The following is a 23,977-nucleotide window of genomic DNA, read 5'->3' on the forward strand; positions in this document are numbered from 1 at the left end:
GGGGGGGAGACGAACCGCACCCGTTCGATCACCCGGAGCTGTCCGGCGCGACGAGCGAGATCGGATGCCGCGGCCGGCGGGCCAACAGTCCGTCCAGTTGCTCGAGACACGACGTCCCGCTCGCCACGACCGTTCGATCGGCGGCGTCGGACGCCTCGAACTGCTCCTCGAGTCTCTCGCCGACGTCCACGCTCAGCTCGTAGTACTCGCTCTTGTACCCGAAGCTCCCCGCCATCCCGCAACACTCGACGTCGGAGGTGAGGACGTCGTACCCCAGTCGCTCGAGAACGTTCGTCGTATAGGTCTCCAGTTCGAGCGTCCGCTGCTGGCAGTGGGAGTGGTAGGCGATATCGGAGCCGACGCTGCCCGCATCGTCGGCGCGTCCCAGCGGCGCGGGATCGGCCCCGTTCTCGAGTAGGCCGTAGACGTACTCGAAGACCTCGTAGCTGCGCTCGGCGAGGGCCTCGTAGCGCTCCGCGTCGAGGAGGCGCTCGTACTCTCCGCGGAACATCGCGAGGTCGCTGGGCTCGATGGCGACCACGTCGTAGCCTGCCTCGAGGTAGGGCTCGAGGTCGGCGGCGACGTCGCGAGCGTGGTCTTCCGCGGTGGCGATCATCCCCTGGGAGAGCGGCGCGCGGCCCGAGGAGGCGACGTCGGGGACTTCGACCGCGACGCCGAGCGCCTCGAGCGTGCGGACGGCGGCCTTCCCGCGGTCGGTCCGGATGTAGTTCGTGTAGAGGTCGGGATAGACGACCGCATGGTAGTCGGCGTCGACGGGCCGGGGAACGTCTCTCGTTCGGAACCACTCGACGAACGTCTCGCGCTCGAACTCGGGCAGATCGCGGCGGCGGTCGACACCGATGAGTCGTTCCATGAGCGCTCTCGAGGGGAGCGTGTCCGCGATCCAGTTCGACGCGGGCGCGGTCGCGGATCCGAGCTTCGCCAGCGTCGAGAAGTTGCCGAAGAACCGCTTTTGCAGGTCGAGCCCCGCGGGCTCCTCGTCCGGCGTGAGCCCTTCGACCAGGAAGTCGAACTGGCCGTCCTCGGCGCCGCGGTTGCGTCGATCGCGGACAACGGTGTTGATCCACGGGATATCGATCTTCACCGGACACTGGTTGACGCAGCGCGAACAGCCGGTACAGAGGTCGTTGAACTCGTCGGCCGACTCCTGGCCGTGGACGCCGGCCTCCCAGCCGGTCGCGATCCCGCCCGAGTAGGTCTCGCCGCCGAAGACGTGGCCGCCGACGGACTGGAAGTTCGCACACGAGTTGGCACAGGCCGAACACCGGATACAGTACAGCGTCTCCCGGAGCTGGTCGTCCTCGCGCATGTCCATCCGGCCGTTGTCGAGCAGGACGAGGTGGAACTCCCGATCGTTCGGCTCGTCGGCGATCGGTTCGTCGCCGTCGAAGTCGACCGGCGGCGTCGAGACCGGCGGTGAGAACAGCGAGACGTAGGAAGTGATGTCCTGGCCCGTCCCCGAGCGCGCGATCAGTTCGACGAACGGCTGGAGGTCCTCGAACGTCGGGACGATCTTCTCGACGCCCGCCACCGCGACGTGCGTGTCGGGTACGGCGACGGTCTTGCGAGCGTTGCCCTCGCTCGTGACGAGCGCCATCGTCCCCGTGTCCGCGGTCACGAAGTTCGCGCCGGTGACGCCGATGTCCGCGTCCTCGATCCGTTCGCCGAGGTACTCCCGCGCGAACGCGGTCAGCTCCTCGGCCGTCTCGAGTTCCGCCTCGGGCTCGAAGTACTCGTTGAACAGGGCGGCGATCTCCTCGCGCGACTGATGGATCGCCGGCGCGACGAGGTGGCTGGGCGCCTCGTCGGCCACCTGCAGGACGAACTCGCCGAGGTCGGTCTCCCAGACCTCGCAGTCCTCGTCTTCGAGGTGCTCGTTGAGATCGATCTCCTCGGTCGTCATCGATTTCGACTTGACGACGGTCTCGGCATCCCGTTCGCGGGCGAGTTCGCGGACGTACCGGTTCGCGTCGGCGGCGTCCTCGGCGACGTAGACGGTTCCGCCGTTCGCCTCGACCGCCTCGCGCACCTGCTCGATCAGCTCGGGAAGGCGTTCGATCGCGTCCTCCTTGATCGCCCGCGCTCGGTCCTTGTACGCGTCGTAGTCCTCGAGTCGGGCGACGGACTCGTATCGGCCCTCGTTGAATCCGCGGGCGTTGCGCTCGACGCTGTCGCCCTCCGTTTCCATGACGTGCCGGATCCGCTCGGCCTTCCGGGATCGCTCGCTCGACATTATTCCTCCGCGTCCTCCACGACGACCGCGTGGGTCTCTCTCGGTCCGTGTACACCATAGACAAGTTCGCCCATGTCGGCGGTCGCGCTCGGGCCGGTCGCGAGGACGGCGTCGCCGTTGCCGTCACGGAACCGCTCGCCCAGGCGCTCGAAGACCGCGGCCATGTCGTCGACGAGGTCCCGCTCGCGGACGACGATCACGTGTCGGTCGGGGAAGAGCCCGGCGAGCTCGGCGCCGTCCGGCGTCGACTCGAGGACGACCGTCCCGTAGTCGGCGACGCCGAGCGCGGCGGCCGTGACGCCACAGGCCGCCTCGCGGAGCTGGTCGGGCGTCGGCTCGAGGACGACATCTGTCCCCTCGAGCGTGACGTCCTCGAAGGGGAGCGGCGCACCGATCGCGGACTCGTCGATGACGTCGGCGAGCGTCTCCTGAAACGCTGCCGGCGAGGTTCGGGTGACGGCGGTCCGGACGCTTCCGAGGTTCGTTTCGAACGTCTCTAGCTGTGTCTCCATTGCGCGGTCGTGACTAACCGATGCCAGGGATTTGGATCTTGCCATTGACCACCACATCGCGTGACGGGTCGTCGTCGATCCCGGGTCGAGTTCGCTGGAACTCGAGTACGCGGCGCGGGTCCGTCCGGTAACACCGAAGATATTCGGCGCGACGAGCCGGCGGACGCTTCGATATCGGTACTGGCGGAAACGCCCTCATCGCCGCTCTCGAGGGAACGGTCGGGACGGCTGGCGGCTCCCATCCATCGAGAGCGAGAGCACCGGACGGACATGTCCGGCGTGGCCGGACAACTATTAAATAGATCTTACTCGTATGGGAGAGTATGTCGAGCAAACCACGCCAACCGGTCCAGGCCGCCGCGACGACGTTTCGGATCATCGAGACGCTTCACGAGCTCAACGGAGCCGGCGTCTCCGAACTCGCGGACGAACTCGAGATGCCCAAGAGCACGGTCCACGACCACCTCCAGACGCTGACCGAAGCCGAGTATCTCGTCAAACGGGACGGACGGTACCACGTCGGTGCCCGGTTCCTCGAGTTAGGCGGGTTCGCTCGAAGCCAGATGAAACTGTACCAGATCGCCTCCCCGGAAATCGAGAAGTTGGCGGAGGAGACCGGAGAGCACGCGAACCTCATGATCGAAGAGCACGGCAAGGGGATCTTCCTCAACAAGGCGAAGGGCCGGGACGCCGTGAACCTCGATACGCACATCGGCAAGCGCGTTCACCTCCACACCACCGCCATGGGGAAGGCGATCCTCTCGAAACGGTCGGAAGCGGCCGTCGACGAAATTATCGACCGCCACGGCCTCCCCGGCGTGACCGAGAAGACGATCACGGACGCCGAGGAACTGAAGAGTGAACTGGCGGAAATACGCGAGCGGGGATACGCGATCGACGACGAGGAACGGGTCGCCGGAATGCGGTGTGTCGCGGCGCCGATCTGTGACAGCGACGAGAATCCCATCGGGGCGATCAGCGTCTCGGGACCGACGAACCGATTTAACGACGAGACGTTCACGACCGAGATCCCGAAGACCGTGCTGAGCACTGCGAACGTCATCGAAGTGAACATGACCTATTCCTGATCGCCTGCTGCTAGCTGCTACCGGCGGTCATCAATACCCTTCGACGCTGGACCGAACACGAGAACTGGACCGCTGCCCTGTCGGCGAGGTTTCGTCGAACTCACAGTCGGAGACTGTACCCGCTGCGTCGACGTTACAACACCGCAGAGAGCGACTGTTCGCGATCACGACAAAGCGCCATGTGATCGAACGGACGGCCGGGACTACGAGCCGTAGTGATACCAGATCCGGTACGCGACGGAACCGACGACAGTGGTCGCGAGGAGTGAAATCCCCCACAGCCCGAGCACGCCTGCCATCGGCCCGTCGAAGAGGAACAGTCCGGCGAGCAGCAGTAGGATCGCGATCGCGACCGAGATCTGGGACGCTCGACTACCGGGGAGGCTCACGGATCGACGCCGGCCGGAGTTCGATTCGGTGGACGGTTCCATCGTCGTGTTGTCGGTCATATCTGACATGGCTGTGGTGTGTGCTTCACGGTGAGTCGACCGGCGGCTCGTCCGCTATCTCGGGGCTGTTCCAGTACTCGTGGGTGTCGTCCGCCCGGAAGCACCGGGCGTAGTTCTCCTCGTCGCCGCCCGCGTGGATTCGCCCCGGATGCTGGCGTTTGCACACCTCGCGCGCGTTCGGACAGCGCGGGTGGAAGCTGCAGCCGGAGGGGAGGTTCGTCGGATCGGGAACGTCGATCTTCCGCAGGGGGAACTCCTCGTCGTCCTCGTCCTCGTAGAGGTTCGCCGTCGCCCACTGCAGCGCCTTCGTGTAGGGGTGTTGCGGGTTCTCGACGATTTCATCGACGGTACCGATCTCGACGATCTCGCCGAGGTACATCACGGCGATCCGGCCGCCGGACTTCTCGGCGATGTACCGCGCGTTCGAGAGGTCGTGCGAGATGAACAGGTACGAGGTCTGGAACAGGTCCTGGAGCTCGAGCATGAGATCCATCATCTCGACGCGCAGGGAGACGTCCAGCGCCGAGATGGCCTCGTCGGCCAGGATCAGGTCGGGGTTCAACAACAGCGCGCGAACGAGGACCGCGCGCTGGGTCTCCCCGCCGCTCAGCTGGTGTGGGTACCGGTTCAGGTAATCGCTCGGCGGCGACATCCCGACGCGTTCGAACAGCGTGTGGATGCGCTCCTCTCGCTCCTCGCGGCCGAGGTCGGGATACCACTTCTTCAGCGGGAGCTGCAGCGAGGTGAGGATCCGCTGGTTCGGATTGAGCGCGCTCCCCGGATCCTGGTGAATGATCTGGAGCGAGTGGCGGATCTCGTCGAACGGGATCGACACGTCGCCGGAGCCGTTTCGCGCCTCCCAGATGTCCTGCCCGCGGTAGCTGACCGTGCCGCTGGTCGGCTTCTGGGCGCCGATCGCCGTCTTCCCGAGCGTCGATTTCCCGCAGCCGCTCTCGCCGATCAGCGTGAGCGTCTCCTGTTCGCCGAGCTCGAGGGAGACGTCGTTGACCGCGCGGACCGTCTCCGAGTCGCCGAAGAGATCGAGCAGTCCCCCGTCGTCGGTGAACTCGACGGAGACGCCGTCCATCGAGAGCATCGGCTCGGACGGCGCCATCAGTTTTCACCTCCGTCGGTCGCGGCGCTTTGACTGGTCGTCGGGGGAGTATCGGGCGCGGCGCTGATCGGCACCGCGTCATCGGCCTCGTCGTAGTAGAAGCACGCGGACTCGTGGGAGTCGCTCACTGTCATCATCGGCGGGTCGTCGGATCGACACTGCTCGTCGGCCATCGGACACCGGGGGTGGTACGAACAGCCCGGAATGTGATCGACCGGATCCGGCTTGCTCCCCTCGATGATGTTCATCTCCTCGACCGGCACGTTCAGATCCGGCGTCGTGTCGAGGAGCGCGCGCGTGTAGGGGTGCGACGCGTTGTAAAGCAGATCGTCGGTCGTCCCGATCTCGACGATGTTGAACGCGTACATCACGGCGATGCGATCGGCGAGCTTGGTCAACAGCGGGAGGTCGTGCGTGATGAACACGAGCGTCAGATCGTACTCCTCCTGGAGCTCGCGCAGGAGCGTGACGATCGAACGCTGCATCAGCAGGTCCAACGCGGCCGTCGGCTCGTCGAGCACGAGGAGGTCCGGCTCGAGCACCAGAGAGAGCGCGATGAGCGCGCGCTGTTTCATCCCGCCCGAGAGCTCGTGCGCGTACGAGTCGAGGATCCGATCCGGATCGAGGTAGACGCTCTCGAGGAGTTCTCGCGCGCGATCCATCCCGGCGGGAATGTCGCGGTTGTGGTCCTGCAGGGTCTCCCTGAAGTGCGTTCGGATCTTCGTGACGGGGTTGAACGAGCTCATCGCCCCCTGGAACACCATGGCGACTTCCTCCCAGCGGAACCGATTCAGTTCGGATTCGGAGAGTTCCAGCACGGAGATCGGCTCGCCGTCTTCCGGGTAGTACGTGACATCGCCGGTCGAGACGCCGGGTTCGACGACGGCGTTGAGAAACGACGAGGCGAGCATGGACTTCCCGCTCCCGCTCTCGCCGATGATGCCGAGCGTCTCGTTGCGAGCGACGTCGATATCGGCGTCGCGGACGACGCGCGACTGCCCACGATTCATCTCGAACGTGACGTTGAGGTCGCGGACCTCCACGATCGTGTCTGAGTTACTCATGCGTTGTCTTGTCGGAGTGAATTGCGGACAGTAGTATAGTACTATCGTTATATCTATTCGTTGATCGTTTCATGTTTCGGGCCCTCCGTCGTCGTCGATCGTCGACGAGTGACGCGCCCTAAGCCGGACGTTGAACACGCTGTCCATCCCCTGGGAGAACAGCACGAGTCCGAACGACATCAGGAAGATCGTCAGTAACGGGAACGCGAGGAAGTGGTACATGTCCGGCTTACTCAGCGCGTTCCCCTCGTAGGCGATGTTCATCATGACGCCCCAGTTGAGCGTCGTGAACGGGAGGATCCCGAGGAAGTACAGTCCGACGGACTCGAAGATGATGCGTCGGGACGCCAGCGCCGAGTTCACCGTGATGTAGGGCATCAGCTGGGCGAGGACGTCCCGACGGAGGATCGTCCCCGTCGAGATGCCCATGATCTGCGACGCCTCCACGTACGACTCCTCCCGGATGCTGAGCACCTGTGAGCGCACGGTCCTCGCCAGCCCGGGCCAGTTGTCGAGCCCGAGCAAGACGCCGATGACGTACGGGTCTCCGGGCTGGAAGATGGCGATGAGGACGATGACCAGCGGGAGTCCGGGGATGGTGATAATGATGTCGGTGATCGACATCAGAATCGTGTCGATCTTCGACCCCCGGAGGAACCCCGAAAGGATGCCGACCAGCGCCGCGAACCCGATGCTCACGACCGCCCCGGCGAACACCATTCGGAACATGTCCGGCGTCGCGTGGATGAGTTGTGCCCCGATCGGCTGCCCGAAGGTGTCCGTCCCGAGAATGTAGTTCGGGTTCTGGAACGGCGGTGCGAGAACGGGCGCGTCGCCGCTCGTCGGTCTGTCGACGAGCCAGACGCCGACGGTCCCCATCAGGACGAACATCGTGATGATCGCCGTCCCGACGATGGCTCGCCAGTCGGTCATCGCCACCCGGGCGGGGGCGAGGACGTACAGGTCGAACTGCCGCTTGAGCCGCTGCGATCGCGGCGTCGGCTCTCGGTCGATATCCGCGTCGAAGAGCGTCTCGAGTTCGTCGTCAGGTTGTTCGTTACTCATTGTTACCTCCAGATGAGATTCGGGGGTCGATGAAACCGTACGTCAGATCCGCGATCAGGATCGCGACGATCGTCACGAGCGTGAAGACGATGAGCGATCCCATGAGGACGGGGTAGTTGCGCACCTGGATGGCGTCGTACACCAGCAGTCCAACGCCCGGGTAGGAGAAGATCTCCTCGACGATGACGGAGCTGCTGAGCACGCCGGCGATACCGATCATGAACTGCGTGTACATCGGCAGGATGGCGTTCCGTCCCACGTACTGGGTCGCGATACGGGAGTTTCGCAGTCCGCGTAGCTCCGCGACGCGGAGGTAGTCCTCTCCGAGGACGCGGATGGAATTACCCCGCATCGTCAGCGCCGTGCCGAGTCCGAGAACGCTCATCGAAAGTATCGGGAGCGCGGCGTGGAGGGCGATGCTTTGCATGAACGCCAGATTGAATCCCTCTTCCACGCCGAGTCCGACCCGTCCGCCGGTCGGGAAGATCGTGTTCCGAATGCTGAAGAAGAAAATGAACAGGATCCCCGCAACGTAGTACGGCGTGGAGTTGAGCCCGATAACGACGACGGACGACACGGAGTCGAATCGGGACTTCTCCTTGAACGCCATCACTGCGCCGAGCACGATGCTCACGGTGTAACCGATGACCATCGCGTAAACGCTGATGAGCATCGACCACGGGAGCCGCTCGGCGAGCAGCGACGTCACGGAAGCGTCCTCGTAGAGCGACTCGCCGAGATCGAACTCGAGGAAGACGCTGCTCATGTACTGGACGTACTGGACGTAAATCGGCGCATCGCTCTCGAGATTCGTGTAGTTCTCGACCAACTGTTCGATCTGCGCCGGACTGATCGTGTTCGACGAGCCCATCTGCTGGCTGAGGATCTGGTTTCGAAGTGCCTGGGCGGGACCGCCCGGCATCAGTTGGTACAGAACGAACGTCAACGTTACTGTCGCAAAGAACGTCAGCACTGCCTGTCCAACGCGTTTTGCGAAATAGTTCCCTTGCATGGCCTATATCCTGTTGTGTGGAGTTTGGTGATCGAGAGGGTGCTAGTTCGTCGAGATACGTCCTCGTAGCAGCGCGAACGGACCTGGGTTCGGACGGTCCATCCGGAACTCGTCCTCGCTCGGGAAGTCGAAGTTCTCGGTGTCGCCGGCGAAGCCGCGGTTCTCCTGCAGGTGGATGATCGCTGGCAGGTCGAAGTTGACCCACTGAACCAGCGTTCGCGTGATCTCCATCGTCTCCTCTTCGGAGGACGCGGCCTCGAGGTCGACCATGAGCTGGGCCGGGTTGATCTCCTCGCCGCTGCCCTCGACCTCCATCGCGCCGACTTCCTCGGGAATCTCGAGCGAGAACGGCACGCCGGTCGGCCCCGTGTCACTGTCGCTGGTGACGTCGCCGGCCAGCAGGCCGTAGAAGTCGTTCGAGAAGTACGCCATGGGATGCCAGTACGGCAGCGCGACGTGCCACATCCAGGCGATATCGAACTCCCACTCCTGGACCCGCGAGTAGTAGTCCTGCCCAACGGCCTCCATCTCCGCGTTCAGCCCGAACGAGTTGAGGTGGTCGGTGAAGACTTTCGTCGGCTGGGACTGCGAAACGGCGGACTGCGTGATGACGGTGAAGTCGGTCGCGTTACCGTCGGGACTGATCCATTCACCGTCCTCCCTCGAGTAACCGGCGTCTTCCATGAAGGCGATCGCCGTTTCCTCGTCGGCCTCGACGGGATACTCGATGAGCTGGTCGACGAAGTCCTCGCCGAGGTACTGGTCTTCGATGGTCTCTCGGATCCCCGTCTGGACCTGCGTCGGACTCGCGAGCATCCCCGTCTGCGTCGCGGCGTCGATGATCGAGGGAATGTCGATCGCGGAGATGATCGCTCGGCGAACCGATCGGTTCGCGAGGTGCTCGTTGTTCCAGTTCAACATGTACTTCTGGCAGTTGTAGTGACTCAGTTCGTAGATGTTCTCGATGTTGTCGGGGTATTCCGAGCGCTGACTCTCGGTGATGTACTGAGTCATGTCGAGCTTGTCGCTCTTCTCGAGTTGCTCGACCTGCGTCCCCGATTCGATGTTCGGGAGGACCCGAATCTGCTCGAGATCCGTCTCGTCCGCCCACGGATGGTCCTCCCATTTGGTCGCCAGCGTCTCGGAGGAGTTGAAGTCCTCGATCTTGAACAGCGAGCTTCCGTATCCCTCGTCGACGAACTCCTGGGTGTCGATCGTCATCTGGAGGAGATCCTCGGTGACCGCCTGACGGCCGCTCTCTCCGCCCGCGTCCTCGTAGCGCTCGTAGTACTCGCGGAAGACCGATTTCGGGGCACCCGTCCCGAGGCCCGCGTTCGATTTCGCGATAACCGGCGAAACCTCGTCCTTGTAAATTCGCTTGACGGTGTAGTCGTCGACGAGTTCGTGGCCTTCGAACGGGGAGGCCTCCGGGTCCTGATAGCGCCAGAGCTCTGCCTCGATGAAGTAGTCTTCGGCTGTGATGTCGTTGCCGTTCCAGAAGCTCCACTGGTCCTTGAGCTCGATCGTGACCTCGCGGCCGTCGACGCTGATGTCCTCGAAGAAGTCCGTGGACACCGTCCCGTCGGAATGCGTCGCGAGCGTTTCCTGCGTCCAGTAGATACTGTACGTCTGTGCGTGGTCCGAGGCGTTCCACGGATTGAAGTGGACCTCCGTCGGCGGGCGACCGCCTTCGAACGCCGTGACGAACTCTGCCGCGTTATCCCCACCGCCGACACAGCCTGCGAGCGTAGCGGCGAGCGTGCCGGCGCTCGCGCCGATAAACTGCCGTCTATTCACCCGAGTGTGATTGTGTCTCATATGACTACAGTACCTCCATAACCATCTATCCTTATGTATGTTTGGACTAGTCCGCCTGCTGTTGCGCTCGGACGAGTTCCGAGCGACGTCTGCCCTCGTTCGAGTTCCATCGAGTTCAGACGGACTCAGTTGACCGAAATATGGCCGTTCAGCAGCGCGTTCGGCCCCGGATTGGAACGATCCATCCGGAACTCGTCCTCGCTCGGGAAGTCGAAGTTCTCGGTGTCGCCAGCGAACCCGCGTTTCTCCTGTAGGTGGACGATCACGGGCAGATCGAAGTTGACCCACTGGGCGAGGGTTCGCGTGATCTCGATCGTTTCCTCCTCGGAGGACGCTCCCTCGAGGTCGACCATGAGCTGGGCCGGGTTGATCTCCTCGCCGTTGCTCCCGACCTCCGTCGCGCCGACTTCCCCGGGAATCTCAAGCGAGAACGGCACGCCGGTCGGACCGGTGTCGCTGTCGCTGTTGACGTCGCCGGCCAGCAGGCCGTAGAAGTCGTTCGAGAAGTACGCCACGGGATGCCAGTACGGCAGCGCGACGTGCCACATCCAGGCGATGTCGAACTCCCACTCCTGAACCCGGGAGTAGTAGTCTTGCCCGACGGCCTCCATCTCTACGTTGAAGCCGAACTCGCTGAGGTGGTCGGTGAGGACCTTCATCGGCTGGGACTTCCTGACGCCCGCCTGCGTGATGGCGGTGAAGTCGGTCGCGTCGCCGTCGGGACCGATCCACTCGCCGCCCTCCCTGGAGTAGCCGGCCTCCTGCATGTACTCGACGGCCGTCTCCTCGTCAGCCTCGACGGGGTAGTCGATGAGGTTATCGACGAAGTCCTCGCCGAGGTACTTCTCCTCGATGGACGCTCGGATCCCCGTCTGGACCTGCGTCGGACTCGCCATCAACCCGGTCTGGTTCGCGGCGTCGACGATCGAGGGGATGTCGATCGCGGAGATGATCGCCCGCCGGACCGGCCGCCGCGCGAGGTGCTTGTTGTTCCAGTTCAGGATGTACTTCCGGCAGCTGTAGTGGTCTAGCTCGTAAATGTTCTCGATGTTGTCGGGGTAGTCCGAGCGCTGATTCTCGGTGATGTACTGGGTCATGTCGAGCTCGTCGCTCTTCTCGAGTTGCTCGACTTGGGTCCCCTCAGTGGGCTTTACGCGGATCTGCTCGATGTCCGTCCGGTCCGACCACGGGTGATCCTCCCATTTGGTCGCCAGCGTCTCGGAGGAATTGAAGTCCTCGATCTTGAACAGCGAGCTTCCGTACCCCTCGTCGACGAACTCCTGGGTGTCGATCGTCATCTGGAGGAGGTCATCGGTCACGGCCTCCCGCTCGCTCGCCGTGGTGGCGTCCTCGTAGCGCTCGTAGTACTCGCGGAAGACCGACTTGGGTGCAGATGTCCCGGCGCCCGCGTTCGATTTCGCGATCGTCGGCGAGATATCGTCCTTGTAGATCCGCTTGACGGTGTAATCGTCGACCAGTTCGTGGCCTTCGATCGGCGAGGCCTCCGGATCTTGGTAGCGCCAGATCTCCTGTTCGATGAGATAGTCCTCGGCAGTGATGTCGTTGCCGTTCCAGAAGCTCCACTCGTCCGAGAACTCGAGCGTGACCTCCCGACCGTCGACGCTGAGATCCTCGAAGAACTCGGTCGACACGGTCCCGTCGGCGTGTGTCACGACCGTCCCCTGGAGCCAGTAGATGCTGTAGGTCTGTGCGTAGTCCGACGCGTTCCACGGATTGAAGTGGACCTGCGTCGGCTGGCGGCCGCCTGCAAACGCCGTAACGAACTCCGTCGAGTTGCTGCTGCCCCCGAGACAGCCCGCGAGCGTGGCGGCGACCGTGCCAGCGCTCGCGCCGATAAACTGCCGTCTATTCACCCGAGTGTGATTGTGTCTCATATGACTACGATTCCACCATTGCTATCTATCTATATGTATTTTTTGACTAGTACCAGGTGACGGCGCGCTCGGAGCCCGTTCGATCGAAGCGGACTGCGAGAACGCGGCTCCGATCGCCCGAGCGGTCGCCGTCAATCGGCGCGTCGCGCACAGACGACCATCATTCCGAACGAGAAGGCGCCGATCACGGCGAACGTCACGAGCTGGACGATCGTAATGACGTACGTTCCGGTCCCCCGCTCGATGACCCCCAAGGCGGCGCCGAGGACGATCAGCGATAGCAGCGAGACCATAAACAGCAACCGGTAGTGATGACGGAACCGACAGAACGCGTCGACGAGGGTTTCCTCTGCCATATCAGGCCCTGTTTTCGCTCGTCCGATACAAGTGTTACTGTGTGGTACAGTAGCACGGGACTCACGCTCGACCGAGAGACGAGTCCGTCGAATGGCGCTCTGAGACGGTTCAGTTCCGGGGACGTGTATGACCGGACGGCGACGCTACGGTCAGTCACACTCGAGATTTGGAGACGCCTCGAACACGAGAGGAATTGCAGAATGCGCTTCTCGGCATAAACTTCTAATAACAGATGATAAATTGAGGAACTGTAGTGTGATCGATAATGACTGATTCAGATTCGAATAATCCACGATATCGACGATACCGACGCGAGTTGCTGAGCGGGATAGCAGCCGGAACGACGGCGATCACGGCCAGCGGCGTCGGTGTGGCAACCCCTGGCGATCGGACTCACCGGTCCGCCGGCGGAAACAGAGGCAGTACCGAGACGAGCGAGTATACGCGACAGATGGAATCGCTCGACCGGGGCCTCGTGGCCGTTCCGGTGGAAGACGGGGTACTCGTCCGCTGGCGACTGTTCGGGACCGACCCCGCCGACCTGGGATTCCACGTGTTCCGCGACGGTGAGCGAGTGAACGATAAACCGATCACCGACAGCACGAACCTCCTCGATCCCGAGGGAACGACGGACTCGACGTACGCGGTTCGAGCGGTCGGAAACGGTCGGGCTGGCGGAAGGAAACACGACGGAAACCGTGGTGACCGCAAACCGGGCATGTCGAAGTCCGTCGAGGTGTGGGACAACCAGTACAAGGAGATCCCGCTGAACAAGCCCGATCCGGTCGAGGGTGAGGACGGGGAGACCGTCACGTACCACGCGAACGACGCGAGCGTCGGCGACCTCACCGGCGACGGGACGCTCGACATCGTCCTGAAGTGGACTCCATCGGACTCGAAGGTAAACCCGCTCGACGGATATACGAGCGATGTCCTGATCGACGGGTACACGATCGAGGGCGAACACCTCTGGCGAATCAATCTCGGGCAGAACATTCAGGCCGGGCCGGCATACACGTCGTTCGCCGTCTACGACTTCGACGCCGACGGGACGGCGGAAGTGGCGATGCGGACGTCCGACGGTGCCACTGACGGAACTGGGACGGTTATCGGTGATCCGGACGCTGACCACGCAACCGAGGACGGACGGATCCTCGAGGGGCCGGAGTATCTCACCGTCTTCGACGGGGAAACGGGCGAAGCCCTCGCGACGGAAGACTTCGAGCCCGCACGCGGAGACGTCTGTGACTGGGGCGACTGCTACGGCCATCGCGTTAATCATTTCCTCCCGACGCCCGCCTACCTCGACGGCGAGCGACCGAGCCTCGTCATGGGTCGCGGCTACTACGAGAAGACGATGCTGGCCGCGTGGGACTTCCGCGACGGCGACCTCGAACTCCGCTGGATCTTCGACAGCGACGACGGCAACGAGGAGTACGAGGGGCAGGGCAACCACCAACTCTCCATCGCCGACGTCGACGGCGACGGGAAGGACGAGATCGTCTACGGCGCGATGGTCGTCGACCACGACGGCACCGGACTGTACTCGACCGGCTGGGGTCACGGCGACGCCCTTCACGTGAGCGATTTCGTCCCGGACCGAGAGGGCCTCGAGGTCTTCCAGCCCCACGAGTACGGGACATACGGAGCGACGCTCCGCGACGCCGGAACGGGCGAGTTGCTCTGGAGCGAGGGCGACGGGGACGCAGACATCGGCCGAGCCATGATCGCGGACATCGATCCGAACTACGACGGTGCCGAAGCGTGGGCGGGCATTCCCCTGTCCGACAACGATATCGGCTTGTGGTCCGCTCAGGGCGAGCAGATCAATGAGAACGCCGTCAACTCGATGAACTTCGGGATCTGGTGGACCGGTGACCTGCACCGGGAGCTGCTGGACCACGACTTCCTCGGCTACGACGAGGGAGGATACGGCCACGGCTGGATCAAGAAGTGGAGCCCCGAAACCGAGGAACTCGAGCTGCTGAAGTCCTTCGACGGCACGCGGTCGAACAATGGCTCGAAGGGGACGCCGTGTTTCTCCGGAGATATCCTCGGCGACTGGCGCGAAGAAGTGATCTGGCGGACCGACGACAGCGAGGCGCTGCGTCTGTACGCGACACCCCACGAAACCGACCATCGGCTGTACACGCTGTTGCACGACCCGCAGTACCGGGTGGCGCTCTCGTGGCAGAACGTGATCTACAACCAACCGCCGTGGCCGAGTTACTTCCTCGGTCACGGGATGGACGACCCGCCGAAACCCAATATCGAACTCGTCTCCGCCGACGATGACTGAGCGGGACGCGTACCGTAGCGTCACGATCTACCGACATCCGACGTCACGCGCCTGAGTAGCCGGGACGGCACACAAGGCGTGGGACCATCGGCTCGGTCCCCGTTCAGGTATCGACGATCAAGGGCTACCGCTGCGACTCGCTCTCGAGAGTAGTGCGAGTGATCCCGAAGTTGGTTGTCGGCAAAAGCGGTGTTAATACCGGCTCGCATAATACCTATGGCAACTGTATTTATAATAGAAAATATTTATATAGAGTGATCTGGACGGAGAAGGTGCGGTGTGAAAGACAATGACTAATCCAGACACGAATAAGACACGGCTTCGACGGTATCGACGCGAGATTCTGAGTGGAGTAGCGGCCGGGACAGCAGTGTTCGCAACTAGCGGTGCGACGACTGCCGCGGGTCGAAACGGCCGGTCTGCCGTCGGGAACGGAAACGGCGACGAGAAGAGCGACTCGACGCGTCAGATGGAGGCACTCGACCGAGGCCTCGTGGCCGTTCCGGTGGAAGACGGAGTACTCGTCCGCTGGCGACTGCTCGGGACTGAACCAGCCGATCTGGGATTCCACGTGTTCCGCGACGGTGAGCGGGTGAACAATAAGCCGATCACCGACAGCACGAACTTCCTCGATCCCGAGGGCACGAGGGAGTCGACGTACGCGGTTCGACCGGTGGGCAACGGACGGGCCGGCGGAAGGGAACACGGCGGAAACCGTGGTAACCGCAAACCGGGCATGTCGGAGGCCGTCGAAGTATGGGAGAACCAGTACAAGGAGATCCCGTTAAACAAACCCGACCCGGTCGAGGGTGAGAACGGGGAGACGGTCACGTACCACGCGAACGACGCGAGCGTCGGCGACCTCACCGGCGACGGCACGCTCGATATCGTCCAGAAGTGGACGCCATCGAATGCGGGGGACAACCTGCCAGGTCATAGGAGCGACGTCCTGCTCGACGGATATACGATCGAGGGTGAGCACCTCTGGCGTATCAACCTCGGACAGAACATCCGGGCTGGACCCCACTATACGCCGTTCGTCGTCTACGACTTCGACGGTGACGGGACGGCGGAACTGGCCGTGCGGACGTCCGACGGTGCTACGGACGGAACCGGGACGGTCATCGGGGACCCCGACGCCGACTACACGAACGAGGAGGGATACGTCCTCGAGGGACCGGAGTATCTCACCGTCTTCGATGGCGAGACGGGCGAGGCGCTCGCGACGAAGGACTTCGAGCCTGCGCGCGGAGATGTCTGCGACTGGGGCGACTGCTACGGGAATCGCGTCGATCGATTCCTGGCCGGCGTCGCCTACCTCGACGGCGAGCGACCGAGCATTCTCATGACGCGGGGCTACTACGAGAAGTCGATGCTGGCCGCGTGGGATTTCCGCGACGGCGACCTCGAGACCCGCTGGATCTTCGACAGCGACGATGGCAACGAGGAGTACGAGGGACAGGGAAACCACCAGCTCGCCACCGCCGACGTCGACGGCGACGGGAAGGACGAGATCGTCTACGGTGCCGCGGTCATCGACCACGACGGCACCGGGCTGTACTCGACCGGGTGGAACCACGGCGACGCCCTCCACGTTGGCGACTTCGATCCCAGTCGAGACGGACTCGAGGTCTTCATGCCCCACGAGTGGGGACCGTACGGCGCGACGTTCCGCGACGCCGGCACGGGCGAGTTACTGTGGGGCAAGGAAGGTGAGGGAGACATCGGCAGGGGGCTGATCGCCGACATTGATCCGAACTACGACGGTGCGGAAGCGTGGGCGGGGATCCCCCTGTCCGACGGCGGACTCGGCACGTGGACCGCTCACGGCGAGCAGATCGACGGGGCCAGCGTCGACTCGATCAACTCCGCAGTCTGGTGGACGGGCGACCTGCACCGGGAACTGCTGGATCACGATTTCCTCGGCTGGGACGCGGGGTACGGCGTCGGGTGGATCAAGAAGTGGAACCCCGAGACCCAGGAACTGGATCTCCTGAAATCCTTCGAGGGAACTCGCTCGAACAACTCGTCGAAGGGCAATCCGTGTCTCTCGGGAGACATCGTAGGCGACTGGCGCGAGGAAGTGATCTGGCGGACCGAAGACAGCGAGGCGCTGCGCTTGTACGCGACGCCCCACGAGACCGACCACCGACTGCACACGCTGTTGCACGACCCGCAGTACCGGACTGGAATCGCGCGGCAGAACGCCGGCTACAATCAGCCGCCGTGGCCGAGTTACTTCCTCGGACACGGGATGGACGAGCCGCCGAAACCCGACATCGAACTCGTCTCCGCCGACGATGACTGAGTGGGACGCGTATCCTCGCATCACGATCTACCGGCAGCCAACGTCACGCGTCTAAGTAGCCAGTGCGGGACATGAAAGCGTGGGACCAGCAGCTCGGTCCCGTTCGGCTATCGGCGATTCGAGTCCGCGGCCGCGACTCGCTCGAGTCTAGTGCGCGGGTCCCGAGGTCGGCTGCCAGCGAAATCGACGTTAATACTGTCCCGGATAGTATCTACGGTAAGCTATATTCACTGTCAAAAATATTTATATAGCGCGATCTGGACGGAGAAGATGCGGTGTGAAAGACAATGACTAATCCAGACACGAATGAGACACGACTGCGACGGTACCGACGCGAGATTCTGAGCGGAGTGGCGGCCGGGACGGCAGCGCTCGCAACTAGCGGTGCAGCGACCGCCAGCGGTCGGAACGGCCGATCCGCCGCCGGAAACGGAAACGACAGCGAGAAGAACGGGTCGACACGGCAGATGGAGGCACTCGACCGGGGACTCGTGGCCGTTCCGGCGGAAGACGGGGTACTCGTCCGCTGGCGACTGCTCGGGACCGAGCCCGCCGATCTGGGATTCCACGTGTATCGCGACGGTGAACGAGTGAATAACAAACCGATCACCGACAGCACGAATTACCTCGATCCCGAGGGAACGACGGACTCGACGTACGCGGTTCGAGCGGTCGGAAACGGTCGAGCCAGCGGCAGGAAAGGCGGCGGCCGGAAACCCGGCATGTCGGAGTCGGTCGAGGTGTGGGACGAGCAGTACAAGGAGATCCCGCTGAACAAGCCCGACCCGGTCGAAGGCGAGGACGGCGAAACGGTCACGTACCACGCGAACGACGCGAGCGTAGCCGACCTCACGGGCGACGGAACGCTCGACATCGTCCAGAAGTGGACGCCGTCGAACGCGAAGGACAACGCCCACGAGGGGCACACGAGCGACGTCCTGATCGACGGGTACACGATCGAGGGCGAGCACCTCTGGCGAATCAATCTCGGGCAGAACGTCCGGGCCGGCGCACACTACACGCCGTTTGCCGTCTACGACTTCGACGGCGACGGGATAGCGGAACTGGCCGTGCGGACGTCCGACGGTGCCACGGACGGAACCGGGACGGTCATCGGAGATCCGGACGCCGACTACGCGAATGAAGAAGGTCGCATCCTCGAGGGGCCGGAGTATCTCACCGTCTTCGACGGCGAGACGGGCGAAGCGCTCGCGACGGAAGATTTCGAACCCGCGCGCGGCGACATCTGCGACTGGGGCGACTGCTACGGCAACCGTGCCGATCGGTTCCTCGCCGGCGTCGGTTACTTCGACGGCGAGCGCCCGAGTATCCTCATGACGCGGGGCTACTACGAGAAATCGATGCTGGCCGCCTGGGACTTCCGCGACGGCGAACTCGAGACTCGCTGGATCTTCGATAGCGACGACGGAAACCAGGAGTACGAGGGCCAGGGTAACCACCAGCTCGCCACCGCCGACGTCGACGGTGACGGAAAAGACGAGGTTGTCTACGGCTCGTGTGTCATCGATCACGACGGCACCGGGCTCTACTCGACCGGCTGGAATCACGGCGACGCACTCCACGTGAGCGACTTCGATCCCAGTCGAGACGGACTCGAGGTCTTCATGCCCCACGAGTGGGGACCGTACGGCGCGACGTTCCGCGACGCGGAAACGGGCGAGTTACTGTGGGGCGTCGAGGCGGAGGGCGACATCGGCCGAGGGATGATCGCGGATATCGATCCGAACTACGACGGTGCCGAAGCGTGGGCAGGCATTCCCCTGTCCGACAACGATATCGGCCTGTGGTCCGCTCGGGGCGAGCAGATCGATGAGAACGCCGTCAACTCGATGAACTTCGGGATCTGGTGGACCGGCGACCTGCACCGCGAGCTGCTGGATCACGACTTCCTCGGCTGGGACGAGGGATACGGCCACGGCTGGCTCAAGAAGTGGAACCCCGAAACCGAGGAACTGGAGCTGTTGAAGTCCTTCGACGGCACGCGGTCGAACAACGGCTCGAAGGGGACGCCGTGTCTCTCGGGCGACATCCTCGGGGACTGGCGCGAGGAAGTGATCTGGCGCCGAGAGGACGACGAAGCGCTGCGTCTGTACGCGACGCCCCACGAGACCGATCACCGGCTGTACACGCTGTTGCACGACTCACAGTATCGGACCGCGCTCGCGTGGCAGAACGCCGGCTACAACCAGCCGCCCTGGCCGAGTTACTTCCTCGGGCACGGGATGGACGACCCGCCGAAGCCCGACATCGAACCCGTCTCAGCGGATCGCGATTGATCGGTAGTTCCGTCGTGGGACCGCTACGGCGCCGTTCAGTGTAGAGTCTGACAGAACGAGGTGGTGGAGTTCGTGGTCTCGATCCCGAGATCCACCCCCTGAGCGATTCTAACACGGAGACTCGAGTAGCGTTGTGGAGCGTGACAGGATCGCGAGCGGTGTTGCGGTTCAGTACTCGGCTGCTGAATCGCGGGAGCGAGAGCGGACGAATGCGACCGGAGACAACGCTCCACCCTGCATGACAACGTTTACAACGGTCGGTGCGAACGTTCACCTATGTCAATCGGAGTGTGCTACTTTCCGGAGCATTGGCCGCGCGAACGGTGGGAGACGGATATCCGGCAGATGGCCGACGCTGGGATCGAGTACGTCCGCATGGCCGAGTTCTCGTGGCGGGTCCTCGAACCCGAACGCGGCGAGTTCGACTTCGAGTGGCTCGACGAGATCGTCGGCCTGATCGGCGAGCACGGGATGCAGGCGGTTCTGTGTACGCCGACGGCGGCGCCGCCGCGGTGGCTCGTCGAGGAACGGCCCGAGATCCTCCAGCGGGACCGCGACGGGACCGTCAGAGACGTCGGGAGCCGGCGCCACTACTGTTTCAACTCTGCGGCCTATCGTGAGGAGACCGAACGCGTCGTCCGGGTGATGGCGGACCGCTACGCCGACGACCCGCGCGTCGTCGGCTGGCAGACCGACAACGAGTACGGCTGTCACGGCACGACGCGCTGTTACTGCGACGACTGCGCCGCCGCGTTCCGGGACTGGGTCCGCGAGGAGTACGGGACCGTCGACGCGCTCAACGAGGCGTGGGGAACGACGTTCTGGAGTCAACAGTACGACGACTTCGAACAGGTCGATCTCCCGCGGCCGACGCCCGCACAGGATCACCCGTCGATGATGCTCGATTTCGCCCGCTTCTCGAGCGACAGCGTCGTCGAGTACAATCGGCTGCAGGCGGACCTGCTTCGCGAGGCGAACGACGAGTGGTTCGTCACGCACAACTTCATGAACCTGTTCGAGTCGGTGGACACATACGATTTCGACGAGGACCTCGATCTGATCGCCTGGGACTCGTACCCGACGGGTCACGTCCAGCAGGCCGGCGACGAGACGACGACCGACGAGCTCCGCGCGGGGAATCCCGATCTGCTCTCGTTCAACCACGACCTCTACCGAAGCGTGCTCGACCGACCGTTCTGGGTGATGGAACAGCAACCGGGCGACGTTAACTGGCCGCCCCATTCGACCCAGCCCGCGGAGGGGGCGATGCGGCTGTGGGCCCACCACGCGACCGCCCACGGTGCCGACGCCGTCGTCTACTTCCGCTGGCGGCGCTGCCTCGAAGGTCAGGAGCAGTACCACGCCGGGCTCCGCAAGCAGGACGGGTCGCCGGACCGAGGCTACGACGACGCGACGCGGGCCGCCGAGGAGCTGTTCGACCTCGACCACGTCGACGCGCCCGTCGCCCTGCTACACGACTACGAGAACGCGTGGGCGCTCGGCGAACAGCCCCATGCGCCCGACTTCGACTACTGGCAGCTGTTACAGTCGTTCTACGCAGCGCTCCGAGCGCACGGCGTGCAGGTAGACATCGTGCATCCCGAAAGCGACCTCGAGTCGTACGACGCGGTCGTCGCGCCGACGCTCCACCTGGCGACCGAATCGCTGGCCGACCGGTTGACTGCGTACGTCAAGTCCGGCGGCGAACTGCTGCTCGGCCCGCGGACGGGTGTCAAAGACGAGTACAATAAACTCCGACCCGAGCCCCAGCCCGGTCCGCTGTCGGATCTCGTCGGCGCGAGCGTCGACCAGCACGAGACGCTTCCGACGCAGTTCGAGCCGACCGTCGGCCGAACCGACGAGACGAATACTGACTACGCGTTCCGGACATGGGCCGAGTGGCTCGACGTCGACGCGGCCGAGCCGCTACTCGAGTACGCGGGCGACGACGTCGAAGGCGGACGAACGGCGGCCGTTCGAAACGCGGTCGGCGATGGACGCGTCGTCTACTGCGGCGTCTGGCCCGAGACCGACCTCGCGAACGAGCTCGTCGGCTCGCTCCTCGACCGCGCCGGCGTCCGCCGTACGGCGGTGCTCCCAGACGGCGTTCGCGTCGCCCGGCGCGACGGTCACACCTGGGTGCTGAACTTCAGGAGCGATCCGATCGCGGTGACGCTCGAGGGGGACGCGTCGTGGCGACTCGGCGGTCCGGAGATCGACCCGTTCGATCTCGCAATCGCCGAGACCGACGCGGTTGACGGCCTCTCGGTACGGATTCGAGAGTGATTCGAGACCAGGTTCGAGGACTCGAGATCACGGTCGGAGACGACGCGACGCCGTCGGACCCCTGTATCGCTATATCGCTACGGAGAGCCCGAACCGGCGCGGTCAGTCCATTTTCAGCGTCACGGTGCCGTCGAAGTTGAGGAGGATACGCTGGGCGACGTCGCCGAACAGCGCCTTCCCGGTCGGCGAGCGCCGTCGGCCGACGATGAAGACGTGGTCGCAGTCGAGTCGCTCCGCGGTGTCGATGATCGCGTCGGCGCGCTCATTCTCCGTGGTAACGATCCCGTCGGCGGTGAACTCGATCGACTCGTCGAACGACTCGAAGACGTCCTCCGCGAACTGTCGGGCGAACTGCGCCGCGGTGGCGGTCGGTTCGGGCTCGCTGTAGGACGTTCCCTCTACCTGTTCGATCGCTTCCAGATTGTCGGCCGTCTCGTCGACCTGATCCGGCGTGATCCACGCGAGGACGGTCAGCTTTGCGCCGGTATCGTGTGCGAGGCGTCCGGCTTCCGCGAGCAACGCTCGATGCATATCGGTGTCGTCGACGACGACCAGTGCGTTATCCATGCCACCGTTTTGATCAGACATCGAAATAAGTGTACTGTCTATCGCGTCGTTGGACTGCTGACGGAGGCGAATCCGATCGAGTTCCCGCAACCACTAAATGAGACGGAGGGAAAGAGGGCTACCATGACAGAAATCGTCGACTACGAACTGTTCGAGGTCCCGCCGCGATGGCTCTTCCTGCGTCTCGAGACGGCCGACGGAACGGTCGGCTGGGGCGAACCGGTCGTGGAGGGGCGCGCGAAGACCGTTCGGACCGCGGTGGAGGAACTCCTCGACAACTACCTGCTGGGTGAGGATCCGGACCGGATCGAGGACCACTGGCAGGCGATGTACCGCGGCGGCTTCTATCGCGGCGGCCCGGTGTTGATGAGCGCCATCGCCGGGATCGATCAGGCCCTCTGGGACATCAAGGGCAAGCGGCTGGGCGTTCCGGTCCACGAACTGCTCGGCGGTGCAACCCGGGACCGGATCCGTGTCTATCAGTGGATCGGCGGCGACCGCCCCTCCGACGTGGCCGAACAGGCTCGAGCGCAGGTCGAGGCGGGCTTTACGGCGCTCAAGATGAACGCGACGGAAGAGATCGAGCGCGTCGACGATCCCGCGACGATCGAGGCCGCGGTCACTCGACTCCGCGAGGTCCGCGAGGCCGTCGGCGACGAGGTCGACATCGGCGTCGACTTCCACGGTCGCGTTTCGAAACCGATGGCGAAGCGGCTCGTCGAGAAGCTGGAACCTCACGAGCCGATGTTCGTCGAGGAGCCCGTCCTGCCGGAGCACAACGACGCGCTGCCGGAGATCGCGTCGCATACCACGATCCCGATCGCCACCGGCGAGCGGATGTTCTCCCGGTGGGACTTCAAACAGGTGTTCGAGAACGGGGCCGTCGACGTGATTCAGCCCGATCTGAGCCACGCCGGCGGGATCACGGAGGTCAAAAAGATCGCCGCGATGGCCGAAGCGTACGACGTGGCGATGGCCCCGCACTGCCCGCTCGGTCCGATCGCGCTCGCCTCCTGTCTCCAGGTAGACGCCAGCTCTCACAACGCGTTCATTCAGGAGCAGAGCCTGAACATCCACTACAACGAGACCAGCGACGTGCTCGAGTACCTGGCCGATCCGTCCGTCTTCGACTACGAAGACGGGTACGTCCAGATCCCGGACGAGCCGGGGCTCGGCATCGAGATCGACGAGGACCACGTCCGCGACCAGGCCGACGTCGGCCACGACTGGCACAACCCCGTCTGGCGACACGACGACGGCAGCGTCGCCGAGTGGTAACGGACGGCCACTGACATCTCCCCGCGCCTAAAGACGCGGGAATCCACGTGTAACGCGGCGGGTATTCGGTCGGTGTCCGCCGGTGTGAGTTCTCTCGCTCGTTCTCATCGTCCTCGGGGTAGCGTCTGCACTGGACTCGGCAGCGAGTTCTCGTGTCGGTCCCGGTTCGGGCTCTCGAGCGGTTCCATCCCAGCGTCCGCTCTAGCCGGACATCACCGTGAGACCGATAGAGACGGACGAACGTAGCCGTTAGAAGATTCTCCTCGGCTCGCTCCGGCGAGTTCTCTCGAGAGGGCGTCCGCCATGGCCGGACG

The 23,977-nt window shown here is 63.8% G+C and carries 17 protein-coding genes; 6 read left to right on the plus strand and 11 right to left on the minus strand.

Translation table 11 applies throughout. From position 1 onward, the window contains the following. Window positions 1–28: 28 nt before the first annotated feature. Window positions 29–2,254, minus strand: a complete 2,226-nt coding sequence (locus tag WD430_RS19645) for an LUD domain-containing protein (protein WP_339106129.1) — start codon at window positions 2,252–2,254, stop codon at window positions 29–31. Continuing rightward, window positions 2,254–2,766, minus strand: coding sequence for an LUD domain-containing protein (locus WD430_RS19650; protein WP_339106130.1), 513 nt, complete (start codon window positions 2,764–2,766; stop codon window positions 2,254–2,256). The genes WD430_RS19645 and WD430_RS19650 overlap by 1 nt, the downstream gene beginning before the upstream one ends. Window positions 2,767–3,089: 323 nt before the next feature. Here WD430_RS19650 and WD430_RS19655 point away from each other — a divergent pair, with 323 nt between their 5' ends. Next, window positions 3,090–3,854, plus strand: a complete 765-nt coding sequence (locus WD430_RS19655; RefSeq protein ID WP_339106131.1) for an IclR family transcriptional regulator — start codon at window positions 3,090–3,092, stop codon at window positions 3,852–3,854. A gap of 203 nt (window positions 3,855–4,057) precedes the next feature. Here WD430_RS19655 and WD430_RS19660 read toward each other — a convergent pair whose 3' ends face one another. The 8 genes from WD430_RS19660 to WD430_RS19695 all read right to left on the minus strand — a co-directional run bounded on the left by WD430_RS19660 (window position 4,058) and on the right by WD430_RS19695 (window position 12,627). Beyond that, on the minus strand, window positions 4,058–4,303 hold the full coding sequence (locus WD430_RS19660) for a hypothetical protein (protein ID WP_339106132.1): 246 nt from the start codon (window positions 4,301–4,303) through the stop codon (window positions 4,058–4,060). 25 nt (window positions 4,304–4,328) lie between these two features. Continuing rightward, the gene (locus tag WD430_RS19665) at window positions 4,329–5,417 is read right to left on the minus strand and encodes an ABC transporter ATP-binding protein (protein ID WP_339106133.1); all 1,089 of its coding nucleotides are present in this window, start codon (window positions 5,415–5,417) and stop codon (window positions 4,329–4,331) included. Continuing rightward, entirely contained in the window at window positions 5,417–6,481 is a 1,065-nt protein-coding gene (locus WD430_RS19670) for an ABC transporter ATP-binding protein (protein WP_339106134.1), read from the minus strand. Before WD430_RS19670 ends, WD430_RS19665 begins: the two co-directional genes overlap by 1 nt. Before the next feature lie 69 nt (window positions 6,482–6,550). Continuing rightward, window positions 6,551–7,546 carry an ABC transporter permease gene (locus WD430_RS19675; RefSeq protein ID WP_339106135.1) on the minus strand — a complete coding sequence of 332 codons (996 nt, stop codon included), beginning with the start codon at window positions 7,544–7,546 and terminating at the stop codon, window positions 6,551–6,553. Further along, complete coding sequence (locus WD430_RS19680; RefSeq protein ID WP_339106136.1) at window positions 7,539–8,558, minus strand: ABC transporter permease; 1,020 nt, start codon at window positions 8,556–8,558, stop codon at window positions 7,539–7,541. The genes WD430_RS19675 and WD430_RS19680 overlap by 8 nt, the downstream gene beginning before the upstream one ends. A gap of 42 nt (window positions 8,559–8,600) precedes the next feature. After that, window positions 8,601–10,376, minus strand: a complete 1,776-nt coding sequence (locus tag WD430_RS19685) for an ABC transporter substrate-binding protein (protein WP_339106137.1) — start codon at window positions 10,374–10,376, stop codon at window positions 8,601–8,603. 125 nt (window positions 10,377–10,501) lie between these two features. Continuing rightward, window positions 10,502–12,271: an ABC transporter substrate-binding protein gene (locus WD430_RS19690; RefSeq protein ID WP_339106138.1), complete on the minus strand. Its 1,770-nt coding sequence runs from the start codon at window positions 12,269–12,271 to the stop codon at window positions 10,502–10,504. A gap of 131 nt (window positions 12,272–12,402) precedes the next feature. Continuing rightward, a complete protein-coding gene (locus WD430_RS19695; protein WP_339106139.1) occupies window positions 12,403–12,627 on the minus strand; it encodes a hypothetical protein in 225 nt (74 codons plus the stop codon). Window positions 12,628–13,079: 452 nt separating this feature from the next. Between WD430_RS19695 and WD430_RS19700 the strand changes: the two genes are divergently transcribed. The 4 genes from WD430_RS19700 to WD430_RS19715 all read left to right on the plus strand — a co-directional run bounded on the left by WD430_RS19700 (window position 13,080) and on the right by WD430_RS19715 (window position 21,818). Beyond that, on the plus strand, window positions 13,080–14,927 hold the full coding sequence (locus WD430_RS19700; RefSeq protein WP_339106140.1) for a rhamnogalacturonan lyase: 1,848 nt from the start codon (window positions 13,080–13,082) through the stop codon (window positions 14,925–14,927). A 469-nt stretch (window positions 14,928–15,396) separates the two neighbouring features. Beyond that, a complete protein-coding gene (locus WD430_RS19705) occupies window positions 15,397–17,235 on the plus strand; it encodes a rhamnogalacturonan lyase (protein ID WP_339106141.1) in 1,839 nt (612 codons plus the stop codon). Between the two features lie 467 nt (window positions 17,236–17,702). Further along, the gene (locus tag WD430_RS19710; RefSeq protein ID WP_339106142.1) at window positions 17,703–19,532 is read left to right on the plus strand and encodes a rhamnogalacturonan lyase; all 1,830 of its coding nucleotides are present in this window, start codon (window positions 17,703–17,705) and stop codon (window positions 19,530–19,532) included. A 276-nt stretch (window positions 19,533–19,808) separates the two neighbouring features. Further along, window positions 19,809–21,818 carry a beta-galactosidase gene (locus WD430_RS19715; protein WP_339106143.1) on the plus strand — a complete coding sequence of 670 codons (2,010 nt, stop codon included), beginning with the start codon at window positions 19,809–19,811 and terminating at the stop codon, window positions 21,816–21,818. A gap of 102 nt (window positions 21,819–21,920) precedes the next feature. Here the strand turns inward: WD430_RS19715 and WD430_RS19720 are convergent, their stop codons facing one another. Further along, on the minus strand, window positions 21,921–22,385 hold the full coding sequence (locus tag WD430_RS19720; RefSeq protein ID WP_339106144.1) for a universal stress protein: 465 nt from the start codon (window positions 22,383–22,385) through the stop codon (window positions 21,921–21,923). Window positions 22,386–22,508: 123 nt separating this feature from the next. Between WD430_RS19720 and dgoD the strand changes: the two genes are divergently transcribed. After that, window positions 22,509–23,663 (plus strand): galactonate dehydratase, encoded by a 1,155-nt coding sequence (dgoD, locus tag WD430_RS19725; RefSeq protein WP_339106145.1) that lies wholly within the window; start codon window positions 22,509–22,511, stop codon window positions 23,661–23,663. Window positions 23,664–23,977: the final 314 nt, after the last annotated feature.

The sequence above is a fragment of the Haloterrigena sp. KLK7 genome, assembly GCF_037914945.1.
Lineage (GTDB): Archaea > Halobacteriota > Halobacteria > Halobacteriales > Natrialbaceae > Haloterrigena > Haloterrigena salinisoli.

Bases quoted from the DNA above. Each gene is read 5' to 3' on its own strand.
- WD430_RS19645 (WP_339106129.1), bottom strand. From the start codon at position 2,254: ATGTCGAGCGAGCGATCCCGGAAGGCCGAGCGGATCCGGCACGTCATG.
- WD430_RS19650 (WP_339106130.1), bottom strand. From the start codon at position 2,766: ATGGAGACACAGCTAGAGACGTTCGAAACGAACCTCGGAAGCGTCCGG.
- WD430_RS19655 (WP_339106131.1), top strand. From the start codon at position 3,090: ATGTCGAGCAAACCACGCCAACCGGTCCAGGCCGCCGCGACGACGTTT.
- WD430_RS19660 (WP_339106132.1), bottom strand. From the start codon at position 4,303: ATGACCGACAACACGACGATGGAACCGTCCACCGAATCGAACTCCGGC.
- WD430_RS19665 (WP_339106133.1), bottom strand. From the start codon at position 5,417: ATGGCGCCGTCCGAGCCGATGCTCTCGATGGACGGCGTCTCCGTCGAG.
- WD430_RS19670 (WP_339106134.1), bottom strand. From the start codon at position 6,481: ATGAGTAACTCAGACACGATCGTGGAGGTCCGCGACCTCAACGTCACG.
- WD430_RS19675 (WP_339106135.1), bottom strand. From the start codon at position 7,546: ATGAGTAACGAACAACCTGACGACGAACTCGAGACGCTCTTCGACGCG.
- WD430_RS19680 (WP_339106136.1), bottom strand. From the start codon at position 8,558: ATGCAAGGGAACTATTTCGCAAAACGCGTTGGACAGGCAGTGCTGACG.
- WD430_RS19685 (WP_339106137.1), bottom strand. From the start codon at position 10,376: ATGAGACACAATCACACTCGGGTGAATAGACGGCAGTTTATCGGCGCG.
- WD430_RS19690 (WP_339106138.1), bottom strand. From the start codon at position 12,271: ATGAGACACAATCACACTCGGGTGAATAGACGGCAGTTTATCGGCGCG.
- WD430_RS19695 (WP_339106139.1), bottom strand. From the start codon at position 12,627: ATGGCAGAGGAAACCCTCGTCGACGCGTTCTGTCGGTTCCGTCATCAC.
- WD430_RS19700 (WP_339106140.1), top strand. From the start codon at position 13,080: ATGGAATCGCTCGACCGGGGCCTCGTGGCCGTTCCGGTGGAAGACGGG.
- WD430_RS19705 (WP_339106141.1), top strand. From the start codon at position 15,397: ATGGAGGCACTCGACCGAGGCCTCGTGGCCGTTCCGGTGGAAGACGGA.
- WD430_RS19710 (WP_339106142.1), top strand. From the start codon at position 17,703: ATGGAGGCACTCGACCGGGGACTCGTGGCCGTTCCGGCGGAAGACGGG.
- WD430_RS19715 (WP_339106143.1), top strand. From the start codon at position 19,809: ATGTCAATCGGAGTGTGCTACTTTCCGGAGCATTGGCCGCGCGAACGG.
- WD430_RS19720 (WP_339106144.1), bottom strand. From the start codon at position 22,385: ATGGATAACGCACTGGTCGTCGTCGACGACACCGATATGCATCGAGCG.
- dgoD (WP_339106145.1), top strand. From the start codon at position 22,509: ATGACAGAAATCGTCGACTACGAACTGTTCGAGGTCCCGCCGCGATGG.